The sequence below is a fragment of the Emticicia sp. SJ17W-69 genome, from assembly GCF_051209875.1.
In the GTDB taxonomy this organism is placed as follows: Bacteria; Bacteroidota; Bacteroidia; order Cytophagales; family Spirosomataceae; genus Emticicia.
This window is the reverse complement of the sequence record NZ_JBNTQY010000001.1, coordinates 4,109,392-4,122,527: the sequence shown is the minus strand read 5'-3', so window position 1 is coordinate 4,122,527 and position 13,136 is coordinate 4,109,392. Positions and strand designations below refer to the sequence as shown.

Here is a 13,136-nt window from a genome sequence, read left to right as displayed (position 1 = left end):
TGTAGATGTTTGAGGTTTGAAAATATGTAATTATAATTAGCGAATTTATTTATACTCTAACTTTATTTTACACCAACTTCCCCTCAAATGCCTTCTTCAAGATACTTTGCCGTAGGGTTTCGGCTTGGGCAAGACTTTGGCTGATGGTTTCTTCGATTTTATCACAAACCGTTAGCTTACTTTCTAATTCTTCTACAATGCGTTGTTGTTCGGCGAGTGGTGGGAGAGGAAAAGGAATAGTTTTTATTATTCCCAAATTCAAAACATCCATAGTTGTTCCTTGTGCTTTTGAACCATAAAAATTCTTTACATAAGAACTTTCAAAGTAATATTTGAAAAACTTATGCAAATAAATGTCCTTGTTTAGTGTAATTTTGATAAGCCGTGGATTAATAACTCCTGCTTCACAATTTCCTGGTAGAATCAAAACTTTACCAACAGTTCCAACTAAGCTTATCAGAATATCAAAGGGTTTTATTTTACAAGATTTTAATTCTTCGTATTTTTCTTCATTGATAAAATAATCACCAAAAAAAGCATTATCACTTATTACTTGCTCTTGACCATATATTTTGTATCCTGCGTTTACATAAAACTCTTTTTTTAGCGATGAACCAAAAGGACCAGCTTTTAAAGAGTGTTTATTATTTTCTGCAATATCAGTAATCTTTACCCACTTCCACCCCTTTGGCAACTCACCTTCTTTTACATTTTTATTGGTCAATTTGCCTTCAAAAGCCCATTTTAATAAACTTTGACGATAGACTTTTAGTTGTGCTTGTACCGTAAGTAATTGCTGTTTCCCATTTTCTAAATCGCTCAACAATTCTTCTATTTTGGCTACAATGGCGGCTTGTTCGGCGAGGGGTGGGAGGGGAAATATAAAACTTTTAATTGAGGAAATACCAACATTTGCTTGAGTTGTTTCTACCGTGTATTTTCTAATTTCTTCAGTAATCTTTGGAGAAAGAGAATAAAGATAAATATATTTTGATAGCACTAAATTATGATTTGGTTTAATGACTGCACAGGAATATGATACCAAAAACTCTTTATCGAAGTTAACAAGTATATTTTTGCCAATTGTCCCATATCTTGGAAAAATAATATCGCCCTTTTCTGGTTTAATTTTTCTTGAAAGATTCAAGTAATCTTCTTTAGATATATATTTAACATTATCAAAAGAGATTTTTAAATCGTCAGTGAAATCTTTAGTTGAAACATAAGGATAGCCAGATGAGAGTTGTACAGGCATTTTATGGTCAATATCTCCAATTTTATTGCAAACGTCTTTAAATTCAACTATTTTCCACCCTTTCGGTAATTTTATTTCTTCATTCATTATGCTGCCAATACTTCGTTTAATTCATTAATAATCAACTCGTAATCATTTTTAAATAACTGGTAAAACTTACCCAAACCACCATTTCTGTTGAATGGGTCGAGGTCAAAATCATCTTTTTCAATATGAAAACTACTGCTTACGTAGTCTTTTATCATACGTAGCCATGTCATTTGCTCTTCATTAAATTTGGTTGCTCCTGCTTGCTTGCGAAACACCCAATCTTGAAAATTCTTGTCCACTGTTTTATCAAAAATAGTGAGGGTTTCATCAATACCGCTCACTTTTCGTAGCAAAGAAACAATGGCTGTGAGTTCGTTTTTGGCAGAGCCGTTGCATTGCTCCAAGGCTTCATAAGCTCGCCAAACACTCATTGGTGCAAGTGCAGGTTTATCATTTTGGAGTTTTTCAAGCACTTCCTTAATCATGCTGTATGTAAGCTCACGACGACGATAGGGCTGATTGTAGAAAATCTGCAATGCTACCAACTCATCTTTGTGTTGCTGCATCCATGCCTCAAAATCCTTTATGAGTTCATTTGCTTTATCTTTGTTGTCTTTGTCCCAACCTATTTTTATGACCTCATCGGGGTTCATTAGGTCTATTTTCTGCTCATGGGCTTTTCTTACATTTTCAATATATTCATTGAGTTCGCCAGTAAAAACTCTGGCAGCTTCGTTGAGCATTAACGAATGTTGAGCAATAAATGCTGAATGTTTCTCTTCTGGACTTTCGCCAGCCATTTCTATCTCAATCTTATCTTTTATAGCCTCAATCACATCAGGATTAAAGGCATTGAGTAGTTCATGCACTACCTGCGAAACTGTTTTTCCGTCGGCTTTTTCAGCAAACTTCTTTTTCTCTTTTTCAGTAATTTGTTTGTCTAATCTTGTGAGTCGGTTAGCGAGTGAAGTAAACAAATCTTCTTCTCTTGCACCAACGGCAATGGCTTGAAGCAAGTCTTTGAGTGGTACACCTGGTCTTTTTTCTAATGGTCTGCTATCAGTTTTCAAACTCTTGGTAACACCGATGGCATCAACAATCACAAAATGGTCTTTGGTGTGTTTGGCTGTGGGCGTAACTTTCCTCAAACTATCTAAATCAATGGTACGAGTACCTCTGCCCTTCATTTGCTCGAAGTAGTTTCGGCTCTTCACATCACGCATAAAAAGCAAACATTCCAAAGGTTTTACATCAGTACCAGTGGCAATCATATCAACCGTTACTGCTATACGTGGATTGTAGTCGTTGCGAAACTGTGCTAATGTACTTTTGGGGTCTTCACCTTTCTCAATTACCTTATCATCAGCATCTTTTCTATCTTTGTCTGAGCCATAAGTTATCTTTTTGCAGAAGCGATTTTCCTCAGCAAACTCTTCTCTCACAAGCTGAATGATGTCGTCGGCGTGACTATCAGTTTTAGCAAAAATAAGGGTCTTGGGTACTTCAAAATTACCATCTTTGTCAAATCTATCTTTGAAGATATGTGGCAAATTCTCCTTAAATGACCTGATAATGGTTCTTATTTGATTAGGATTAACAATATCCTTGTCTAATTGTTGTGATGAATAATGCTCGTCTTCATCCTGCAATTCTCTTCTTTTCTTGCGGCTCAGTCGCTCACGATGCTCAATGTACTCACCCTTCCAAAGTGTTGCTCCTTGTTGGGTTACTTTGGTATCAATGATAAAGACATCATAGCCCACATTTACACCATCGGCAACTGCCATTTCGTGAGAATATTCACTTACTAAATTTTGGTCAAAATAGCCAATAGTGCGTTTATCAGGCGTGGCAGTTAAACCCACCTCAAAAGCATCATAATATTCTAATACTTGTTTCCATAGATTGTAAATGCTGCGGTGGCATTCATCAATCACAATGAAGTCAAAAAACTCGATAGGCATTTTGCCATCATACTCAATCGGTGGAATTGTTTTGGGTTGTCCCGATAGCCATCGGGACTCATTAGGGTTTTCTTCCTCCGCTTTTTCATCCAATTCCGTACCTTTCAAAACAGAATAAAGCCTTTGAATGGTACTGATACAAACTTGGCTATCAGTGGCTATGTAGCTTGATTTTAAGCGTTGAACACTATACAGCTCAGTAAATTTACGATTATCGTCATTAGGTACAAATGACATAAATTCCTGTTCTGCTTGTTCACCAAGATTTTTTGTATCTACCAAAAATAGCACACGTTTGGCTTTGGCGTACTTCAAAAGCCTATAAATAAATGTAATTGCTGTAAAAGTCTTACCCGAACCAGTAGCCATTTGTATCAAGGCTCTTGGTCTATTTTGCTTGAATGAAGTTTCTAATTGGGTGATAGCACTGATTTGGCAATCTCTCAAGCCTTCTGTCGGCAAGGCTGGCAAATCCAATAATCTTTTTCTGAGGGATTTACCTTTTTTTAGCCATTCTCGCAAAGTTTCGGGGCGATGAAAGCTAAAAATTTCTCTTGCTCTTGGTTTCGGGTCGGTGAAATCTGTAAACCGAGTTATTTCTCCTGTACTAATATATACAAAAGGAAGCGGCTCATTTTTTAGATGTTTGAGTTTGGCATTGGCATAATCTTCACCTTGCTCTTCATGGACATTCATCCGATGTCCTTCTTCCTCTCGTTTGGCTTCAATAACTCCACAAGGCTTGCCATCTACAAACAATACATAGTCAGCAGGACCAACATCGGTCAAATATTCCTTCACAGCAACGCCGACATTTGCATAAAGATTAACTTGCTTGATACCTTGAATAATCCAGCCACAAGCAATCAAAGCTTTGTCGATATTATCTCTTGCGATTTGTTCTGGATTTTGATTTGCCATCAAGGTTAGGATGTTATTAACAGCGTCGTAGTATTTACTTTATTTTGCAATATACCAAGAAAAAATGTTTTCAGAAAAGGTGATTTATTTAGCGGTAATTAACCCAACCAAAACAATTGTCTAAATATGAGTTTGTAGTGGTTGGGTAAGTAAGCGTTTTACTCGCATTGCTATTTAACATTGCCTTCTCTTTATACTTTTCCATATTTGAATACCTAACAATTGAAGTATTTAATTTCAATTTTAACCAAATTTACAGATTCAGTTTTGCTTTGTCATACAAAATCTTGTCCCTCATCAAAGTATTTAGCATGTTTTCGACTTACCTTTTAATATCTCAATGTATAAAGATATAATAATATCTGTATGGGTAAGAAAAAAGGTTAAGATAAACAGATTGGCTATCCAAAATTTAATATTTTTGGGTATTAATTCTACTTCTCTTAATAAAACTCAATATGGATTTTTCTAATAATCGTGTTTTTTATGAAGCTTTGCAAAAAAGAGACTCTCTTGCCTACGATTATTTATATAAAAATTTGTTACGCTCCTTTTCTCATTGGGTCAATTCTAATAAAGGCTCCGAAATGGATGCAGAAGATGCATTTCAAAAAGGATTAATGAATTTTCTAATTAATATTGAAACTGGAAGGTTTCAATTTCAGGAAAATGTTAAACTTACAACTGTAATTTTTGATTACTGTAAGAAAGTTTGGTTAAATGAGTTGAATTCGTATCGAGTGAAAAATAGCACTCAAATTTCTGATAACCCTAACTTTGCCGATACTTACAATATCCAAGAAGATTTAGAAAAAGCTGAAATTATTAAGGCTGTTAGATTAGCTGTAAATAGGCTTAAAAACGATTGTCAGAATGTGATAGAATGGTTTTATATTGAAGAATTATCATTGAAAGACATTGCAGAAAAATTAGGTATGAAAGAAAGTTCAACTAAGCAAAAACGTTTCGACTGTACAGAAAAGTTAAAAGCCTTGTATATCAACCATACAAAAAACATGTAATTATGAAAATGACAGTAGAGCAATTTATATTGATTGAGGCTTATTTAGAGGATAAGTTATCGGAAGCTGATAGTTTGGATTTTGAGAATGAAATGAACCATAATAGTGAGTTAGCCGATGAAGTCAAATTACAAAAGGAACTACGTTTTGGTTTAAAAATGCTTAGTATTGAAAATCAACTTGATGTTGCATTGAAAAGACATAAAAGCAAATATTTTGAAGAAGAAAGCGTAAAAACAGGTAAATTTGTACAAATGCCTGTTATAAATCAGAATAGATACTCTAAAATAAAAATTTGGTCTATTGCAGCGTCAATACTATTAATTTTAAGTGTAACTATTTTTTTTCTAAAATTCAACATAACAAACTCTCAACAGGCTTTTGAGGAAAATTATCGACCTAATTTGGATGATGGTTTTCAAGTAAAAAGTATTCCATTTGAACTAAAATCTAATACTAAAAATGGTATTGATTCTTATCATGATGGAAAATATGATGAAGCCCTGCATTATTTGGAACAGGTTAATTCTAAGAATAGCGACGAATTAGCTATTAAAAATTATTACTTAGGTGTTTCTTTTTTAGCTAAAAATGATGCAAATAGTGCTATTAGAGCTCTATTAAAATCAAAAATATGTACCTTGAAAATAATAAGAGATAATTCTGATTGGTACCTTGCCTTGGCTTATTTGAAAAAGAATGATAGGAGTAAAATGAAAATAGCATTTGAAACTATGGCATCTAATCCTAATCATCCCTATAATTTAAAGGCAAAGTCTTTACTAAAATTATTATTTTAATAGTAATCACAATTTACTTAATTTTCACAATCCAAAAATCTTTTTGCCCATAATTTGGAGCAGTCTTATTTCCAGAAATTGGTGAATCAGATTTTCCACCCAGATAGATTTCTTTTTGAGGGGAAATAAATAAATGAGAAAGGTCATCATAACCACTTCCTCCAAATGTATTATCTGCTAATTTATTACCATTTGCATCTACTTTTACTATCCAATAATCATAATCCCCATAGCCAACGGTAGTTTTATTACCAGATTGGTTAGAGGTAGAATATCCACCTAATATATATGTATTCTCTGATGTTACTGCGAGTGTACTTATTGATTCACCACCACTTCCTCCATAACGTTTCTCCCATTGAGAATTACCATTGGCATCAATTTTAGCTAACCAAAAGTCACTTTCAGTGGCCACCGAACCAGAAGTAGTTGAACCCGTAATACCACCTAAGAGAACATATCCATCATTAGTATAAGAGATAGCATTAATCGCTTCGTTTCCTGCACCACCAAAGCTTTTCTCCCAAATTTTAGTTCCTTGGGAATTAAGTTTTATTACCCATGAGTCTGCTCCACCACCCGCATTTGATGTTTTATTTCCAGAGATACCTGAAAATGATAAGCCACCAAGTAATATGCTTCCATCTGAAGTTGTATAAACTGAGTTTAAATCGTCAAATCCTGAGCCACCAAAACTTTTATCCCATAATTTGTTACCATTTCCGTCAATTTTAACCACCCAATAATCACCACCAGAGTAATCAGAAGCTGTTTTACTTCCTGATATACTTGAATTAGAAAATCCTCCTAAAATAGCTCCACCATCAGAAGTTACCACAATAGATTTCAAATAGTCTGTTTGACTTCCTCCAAATGTTTTATCCCAAAGTTTATTCCCACTTGCATCAATTTTCATAACCCAATAATCATAATCTCCACTGTTTCCAGATGTCTTATTACCTGATGCCGCAGAATTTGATAAACCTCCAATTAAAGCTCCTCCATCTGAGGTACTTGTTATGGTAGATAACAATTCATTGCTTGTACCCCCAAAACCTTTTTGCCAAACCATTGACCACGACGCATCCACTTTAATAACCCAAAAGTCATTTAGTCCTCCATTATAAGATACAGTTTTGACACCCGACGGTTGGGAATCTGACCACCCTGCAATCAATGTCCCTCCATCAGAAATAACAGTCATAGCTGCTATTCCATCATTTCCATTTCCACCAAAACTCTTATCCCAAACTTTTTCAAGAGAAAATGCAGGTGCAACGTAAGTATAATCCACTTTGTATGATAATTTATTACCACATGCGGTAAATATATCTGCACTAATTGTATATGTACCACTTTCTGAGAAAACTGTTTCAAAATCATCAGCATTATTATTTGTTAATTGATTAATAACGCTTCCTATTGCATTCGTAGTTTTCCATGAAACATAAGCTACATCTGTTGTATTTCCGGAAATTCTGAAAGTATATTTAGAACTGGTGTTAGACAAAAGTATAATATTTGTCGGTTTTTGACACTGCTTAGAAACTAAAATATTATTAGCTAATAATGTTGTTTCATCACAGATTGTTATAATTTCAGCACTCACGTGATATGAGCCTTCATTAGTTAGCGTAAATACATAGGGATTATAGGTTTTAACTGTTGTTTGATTAACACTTACTCCCGCTAATGTTGTAATCTTCCATGTAATTGAGACTATATCGTCTGTTACACCACCAAGTGAAAAAGTGTACATTTTTGGATTAGTAACATCAACAACTGAAGATAGAGAACTTGGATTTTGACAGGTTTTTAAAGTTTTAAGAATAGGTAATTCTAATTGGCATCCCAAAAGAAAAAATATTAGAAATAGATTTAATATCTTTATTAAGTATTTATTTAATATGCTCATATTTTTTTATTTTTGGAAATCGTATCTAATAGCTAATCCAACATTGTGAGGATTTGCACGAAAAGATAAGCCTTTTTTGGTTTTTGGTTTCTTTAATAATAAAATTGTTTCTACGATTAATGCTGTAGCTGAAATTCCAAGACATGTATTAATAATCATTTGTTTACTTTTTTGTGATGTTTTTAGAACATCGTATTTTTTTTGCCATTCTTGATAACTATCACTATTTCTAATAAAACCATCACCATCAGGGTCATAAGCACTTTCAAATGTTTTAAAGTCTGATAATTCTTTTGAATACTTACTATTAGTAAGATAGGCATAAGTCCCTGTTCCAACCCCTATTATGCCAACTAAAATTTTAGGAAAAGTCTTATTTTTCACTTTGACAATTGTACCATCAGATATTTCTTTTTTTAATATGATAGGTGTCTCGTTCTTTTGTGGAATTTGCTCTTGCTTTACTGTACTGATTTCATCTTGTTTTTTTTGAAGCAATTCTTTTTCTTTATTTAATTTATCTTCACAGTTTTGAATAAGAATTGCCAATGTATATTTGTCTTCGGCATAGTTTAGAGCTTCTTTGTAGCTATTTTGAGCGTCTTGAAATTTTTCTATACCATAATACTTGTTACCATTAGACTTCCAATAATCAGTTAGTTTTTTTTTTGTTTCAATATCTTCTGGATTTTTACCTAAAACTTCTTTCAAAAGTGGAACTCCTTTGGTAGCATTATCTTTCTGTAATAGACTCTCCGCTTGTTCTTTCAAAGCAATACATTCATCCGATAAAACAATTTTTTTACGGGCATATTCATCATTTTCAAAACCTGGTACTTCTAAACAATTTTTATATTGCTTTTTTGCATTGATATAATCGCCTTTTTTTAAATATTCATCGCCTTTCTTTTTATAACGGTCATATTCATCATCTATAGCTACAATATTTACAAGTGATTTTGCTGCACTATATCTTGGATGAATGACCAATAGTAGCAGACTACAAAAAATAAATACTGATTTTAGTAGATGTAATTTCATAATTAATTTTTGCATACATTTATTTATAAATTGTTATTACATTCTTTTATTTTTTTACTTACATCAGGTGTGCTTATTAGGGATTGGGCTACTAAAAACCATGATAATGCACCACTATATTCGTCGGTTTCAAAAATTCGATTACCTTTACTATAATATACATTATAGGCATTTTCTGCCTTATTTTTTTTGATTTTAGGGTTTAAATCGGCTTTTTGCCTTGCAAGACTAAATGTATTTATTGCCAATGTTTTATTATTACCATTATTAATAGCATTGATACCCTTATCAATCAATATATCGTATTCTTCTTGTAATTTTTGCAATTCTAAGGCTGAATTGTCCGATACATTTATTTCAACATGGGGTTTTATGGGTAAAGATGTTACAATTTGCTCCTGCGGTATTGGTAAATTGTCATTTTTCTTTTTTGTGTTTGGTTGAATAATTTTATTTGTTTTTATAGCTGAACTTGACGAGAGTTGATTAGTATTGGGAACCTCCAAAACTGGGTTTAATGAGGTTGTTGATTGTTCTGTTTGAGTGGTTTTTGAATCCGATTTATTAGATGACCAATAAAATCCAATAGATAGAAGAGCCACTAATCCTATAATTGAAAAGACCACATTCGAATTATAATTGGCATTTTTTTGATTAGGTAATACTTTTTTGCTATTTGGAATTATTGGAGTATTTTGTTGTATCGCTGGCTTAGAATCAATGTATATGTCAGTTGATTCTTCCCAAATATCTGTCAATTCTTCATTGGATAACTTAGGTTGAGGAAGGCGTTCATTCTCGCATTTTTTTATTCCATCTAAAGCTATCAAATTATTTGGTTCTAAAATCCTTACTTCATTGTATTTCGCCTCAGCTATGTCATATTCTTTTCTATTCAAGAAATCATTAGCATCAGATAATAGTTTTTGGATAGTATATTCGTAAATATACTTTTGACAATTTTTAACCCCTTCGATAGCCTTTTTATCGTGTTCTCTCTTTTTTAAAATATCATTATAAACAAAAATTGCATCTTCATACTTATGAGTAGCCATCAATAATTCGGCTTCTTGTTTTAGTTGAGCTACTCCATCTAAAATATCTAATAATTCTTCTACTTTTCTCGCCCTAATATGAATGTCTTTTACTAAACATCGCCTTATCATCAATTGAAATGGCTGTGGAATATTATTAATTTTATGTGGAATTTCAACAGTAACTATTTTATGTTCAATTTCCCTTTTGAGTGACTGATCACTTCCCGTTTTAGAGTTTATAATAAAGGGTTTTTCCCCTACAAAAACTTCATATAAAATAACTCCAAAAGCCCAAATATCTAAATTAAAGCTTACTTTTCCACCTTCAATTTGCTCAGGTGCTTTGTACGATGGTGTACCTCGACCATCACTTAAATCAAAATCAGAACTCTCAATTTCTTCTTCTTGTACCAATTTACTTAATCCAAAATCAGCAATTTTAGGAATAATTTTACCACTTGTATCTCTCGAAATTAAAATATTCGCAGGCTTAAAATCACGATGGACAATTCTGTGTTTATGCAGGTGTTGCAACCCCAATAAAATACCTCTTATAAGCTCCTCTTTTTGATGATTATTTAATTGGGTATTTTTGAGTAAATGTAGAAGATTCCCTTCTGGATAGAACTTCATTATTGCAAAATCACAGATATTTGTAGTCGTTTCTAAACGATAACAAGTGTCGTATCTTGCAATATTTACTTGACGAGGGATTTTTTGTGCTATTTCAACTTCGGATTTCAAAGACTTGGTATCATTGCCTTTGAACTCGCTTATTTTAACAGCAACCCATTCTGTCTCCACTTGGTCTTCAACCTTTATTACCTTTCCATAAGTTCCACTTCCTAAGACATAAGAATCGTCATTAGGTTTTATCGGGTAACGTTTATAGAATTCTGCAAAGGTTGTTATACTCATTTATACAATTTTTTAGGGTTTCAAAGATACGACATTGGTAAGTCATTAGAAAATTTGCCGTAAAAAACTGGCGATTGTGCATTGGGCGTACTTTTTTGAATTCTTGGTGACATATATGTGTATAACTCTCTTATGGTAACGATATAATTACTATTTTTATCTGCTCCACCATTTAGTCCTTTCAATAAAAAATAAGTAAAAACACCTCCCTTAGTTGCATTACTTTCAAGGGAATTTTGTGAAGAGCGAGAGGAAAGAATCATGGCAACATTACTATCATTTTTATCCACCGATTTATCATCTGATTTCGTTGTATTACTTAATGTTTTCATACTTCCTGATAGACAAGCGTCTGCAAAACAAATCTTGATGCTGGCATCACAATCTTTAAAAGCATTCTTAATTTCATCATGCCATAAAATAGAATTGCTATTCGTTGCAGAAACATCATAGGGTACAAAGCCCTTATCAATTCCATGACCTGAAAAGTAAAAAATTACCTTGTCATTTTTATGTGCTTTCCTAAACAGATTTAATGAAGTCATTATCTTGGCTTTAGTCGCATCGCTATTGCTCAAAAAAATAATGTTTGAAGCTGGTATGTTTCCACCTTTTGGGGTTTTAAGAAATTGTAAAAATTTTAAGGCATCATACTTAGCATAGATTAAATCACCTGATTTATTGGTCAATATCTTGTAATCCGAAATACCAACTATTACTGCGTAACTTTGGGAAGGTTGTGCGTTTATTGTAAGAGTTATCAACAAAAGGTAGATATTAAAATAAAAAGAATTCATAGTAGTATTTATATGCTATTAGGTAATATCTATTTGTATGAGGTGTCCTGAATAGTTATCCTTTGATTGATTTTTACAAATATCTAAAATTTCATTTACTTTTATTTGATTTTCTTTATCAGAATTCAAAATTATTGTAAGTATTTGGTCATCAATTCCTTCCAAGACACCATCGCTACACAAGAAAAAATAATCATCTTTTTGTATATCACTAATAAAATTAATTTCAGGTGTAGCAATACGACTTTTTTCAACGCTTTGGCAAATAATAGCTTTACTCAATTTATTTCGCCAAGGGTGAGTCTTCGCTTGTTCAGATGTTATGACACCCGCTTTGACCATTTCATTTACCTGTTTATGGTCATTAGTTTTAAATATTATTTTTCCTTTTCTTATTTGATATACTCTACTGTCTCCGATATGTACCACCGTAGTGTCATTTTCATCCAACTTTAATAGTGCAAGCGTTGTTCCCATTCTGTTCACAAATGGATTTTGATGCAGATATTCCTTCATTTTCTCATGTATAGAATTTAATGCCTCAACTACAAATTCAATACTGATTTTTGCTTTTCTATTTTGAGAAAAAATGTCGACGATTCCATCACAAACTATTTTACTTGCCACTTCACCTTGGTCAGCTCCACCCATTCCATCACAAACAACAAACAATCGGTTCGATTTTTCATTAAAGATTTGATTAGGAAATAAGCTATCTTCATTATTACTCCTTTGACCTATTTCTGAAAATGAAATAGGTGTCTTTATTGCGACTTCCATATTATATTTTTTGTATTTTGGTGGAATATGAAGTTCATAAAAATAATTTTTATAAGAGAACTATTGAGTGCTATCTTCATCAAAAGTGACATTAACCCTGTAGTTATTTAATATTTTTTCTGGGATAATATAAGGAGATACTTCAAATTTATCCATACCTCCTATATTAATAATTCCTTTATTCGGCACATCAACAATTTCATTTTCTTTCAATGATAGGTCATTTATTTTTGTACCATTTAGACTCTTTTTATAGGCGTTGGAAAGAGTATCGTTAGCACCGTCGCTTATTCTGTATCTAAACAATCCATTCCACTTATCAAAAATAACCTCTATTGTGCTGTGTCGTCGACTTATAAAACATTTATTATTGTGAATGAATCGTTCTAATTTTACATCACAGTCGTCCGCCACACCAATAACATTTTTACCCAATTTGAGAAAATACTCATAAGATGGGTCATTTTTATATACTAACTTACCAAATTCGGATAAATTCTGTGTGATGTTTTCACTATAATAATAATGAGAACTTAGTATATTGACATAGCCGCAACCTATATGTGAGCATTGTATTTTTCCGTTGCTCCAATCAGATGTCTTGACCATTATTAACTTGTTACAGTTTTGGCATGTCATTAAGGTGTTTTTAAAAT

The 13,136-nt window shown here is 32.7% G+C and carries 10 protein-coding genes; 2 read left to right on the top strand and 8 right to left on the bottom strand.

Annotated features, from left to right (window positions below; genetic code table 11):
* Positions 1–67 precede the first annotated feature (67 nt).
* Together ACQUQZ_RS16650 and ACQUQZ_RS16645 are read right to left on the bottom strand one after the other, a co-directional pair.
* Entirely contained in the window at positions 68–1,342 is a 1,275-nt protein-coding gene (locus tag ACQUQZ_RS16650) for a restriction endonuclease subunit S (RefSeq protein ID WP_435356152.1), read from the bottom strand.
* Positions 1,342–4,170: a DEAD/DEAH box helicase family protein gene (locus ACQUQZ_RS16645; protein ID WP_435356151.1), complete on the bottom strand. Its 2,829-nt coding sequence runs from the start codon at positions 4,168–4,170 to the stop codon at positions 1,342–1,344. The genes ACQUQZ_RS16650 and ACQUQZ_RS16645 overlap by 1 nt, the downstream gene beginning before the upstream one ends.
* Before the next feature lie 458 nt (positions 4,171–4,628).
* On the opposite strand from ACQUQZ_RS16645, the gene ACQUQZ_RS16640 reads away from it, so the two are divergent.
* Both ACQUQZ_RS16640 and ACQUQZ_RS16635 read left to right on the top strand, forming a co-directional pair.
* Complete coding sequence (locus ACQUQZ_RS16640) at positions 4,629–5,192, top strand: RNA polymerase sigma factor (protein WP_435356150.1); 564 nt, start codon at positions 4,629–4,631, stop codon at positions 5,190–5,192.
* A gap of 2 nt (positions 5,193–5,194) precedes the next feature.
* A complete protein-coding gene (locus ACQUQZ_RS16635; protein WP_435356149.1) occupies positions 5,195–5,992 on the top strand; it encodes a hypothetical protein in 798 nt (265 codons plus the stop codon).
* A 13-nt stretch (positions 5,993–6,005) separates the two neighbouring features.
* Here the strand turns inward: ACQUQZ_RS16635 and ACQUQZ_RS16630 are convergent, their stop codons facing one another.
* The 6 genes from ACQUQZ_RS16630 to ACQUQZ_RS16605 form a co-directional block, all read right to left on the bottom strand.
* Entirely contained in the window at positions 6,006–7,751 is a 1,746-nt protein-coding gene (locus ACQUQZ_RS16630) for a hypothetical protein (RefSeq protein WP_435356148.1), read from the bottom strand.
* A 162-nt stretch (positions 7,752–7,913) separates the two neighbouring features.
* Positions 7,914–8,963 carry a tetratricopeptide repeat protein gene (locus ACQUQZ_RS16625; RefSeq protein ID WP_435356147.1) on the bottom strand — a complete coding sequence of 350 codons (1,050 nt, stop codon included), beginning with the start codon at positions 8,961–8,963 and terminating at the stop codon, positions 7,914–7,916.
* 8 nt (positions 8,964–8,971) lie between these two features.
* Entirely contained in the window at positions 8,972–10,903 is a 1,932-nt protein-coding gene (locus tag ACQUQZ_RS16620) for a serine/threonine-protein kinase (RefSeq protein WP_435356146.1), read from the bottom strand.
* A 20-nt stretch (positions 10,904–10,923) separates the two neighbouring features.
* The gene (locus ACQUQZ_RS16615) at positions 10,924–11,700 is read right to left on the bottom strand and encodes a caspase family protein (RefSeq protein ID WP_435356145.1); all 777 of its coding nucleotides are present in this window, start codon (positions 11,698–11,700) and stop codon (positions 10,924–10,926) included.
* Positions 11,701–11,718: 18 nt separating this feature from the next.
* Positions 11,719–12,480 (bottom strand): PP2C family protein-serine/threonine phosphatase, encoded by a 762-nt coding sequence (locus ACQUQZ_RS16610; protein WP_435356144.1) that lies wholly within the window; start codon positions 12,478–12,480, stop codon positions 11,719–11,721.
* Positions 12,481–12,540: 60 nt separating this feature from the next.
* A complete protein-coding gene (locus ACQUQZ_RS16605) occupies positions 12,541–13,089 on the bottom strand; it encodes an FHA domain-containing protein (RefSeq protein WP_435356143.1) in 549 nt (182 codons plus the stop codon).
* Positions 13,090–13,136 lie beyond the last annotated feature (47 nt).

What these genes read in the sequence shown, in the direction of transcription:
- ACQUQZ_RS16650 (WP_435356152.1), bottom strand. Translation starts at nt 1,342, where the DNA reads ATGAATGAAGAAATAAAATTACCGAAAGGGTGGAAAATAGTTGAATTT.
- ACQUQZ_RS16645 (WP_435356151.1), bottom strand. Translation starts at nt 4,170, where the DNA reads ATGGCAAATCAAAATCCAGAACAAATCGCAAGAGATAATATCGACAAA.
- ACQUQZ_RS16640 (WP_435356150.1), top strand. Translation starts at nt 4,629, where the DNA reads ATGGATTTTTCTAATAATCGTGTTTTTTATGAAGCTTTGCAAAAAAGA.
- ACQUQZ_RS16635 (WP_435356149.1), top strand. Translation starts at nt 5,195, where the DNA reads ATGAAAATGACAGTAGAGCAATTTATATTGATTGAGGCTTATTTAGAG.
- ACQUQZ_RS16630 (WP_435356148.1), bottom strand. Translation starts at nt 7,751, where the DNA reads ATGTACACTTTTTCACTTGGTGGTGTAACAGACGATATAGTCTCAATT.
- ACQUQZ_RS16625 (WP_435356147.1), bottom strand. Translation starts at nt 8,963, where the DNA reads ATGCAAAAATTAATTATGAAATTACATCTACTAAAATCAGTATTTATT.
- ACQUQZ_RS16620 (WP_435356146.1), bottom strand. Translation starts at nt 10,903, where the DNA reads ATGAGTATAACAACCTTTGCAGAATTCTATAAACGTTACCCGATAAAA.
- ACQUQZ_RS16615 (WP_435356145.1), bottom strand. Translation starts at nt 11,700, where the DNA reads ATGAATTCTTTTTATTTTAATATCTACCTTTTGTTGATAACTCTTACA.
- ACQUQZ_RS16610 (WP_435356144.1), bottom strand. Translation starts at nt 12,480, where the DNA reads ATGGAAGTCGCAATAAAGACACCTATTTCATTTTCAGAAATAGGTCAA.
- ACQUQZ_RS16605 (WP_435356143.1), bottom strand. Translation starts at nt 13,089, where the DNA reads ATGGTCAAGACATCTGATTGGAGCAACGGAAAAATACAATGCTCACAT.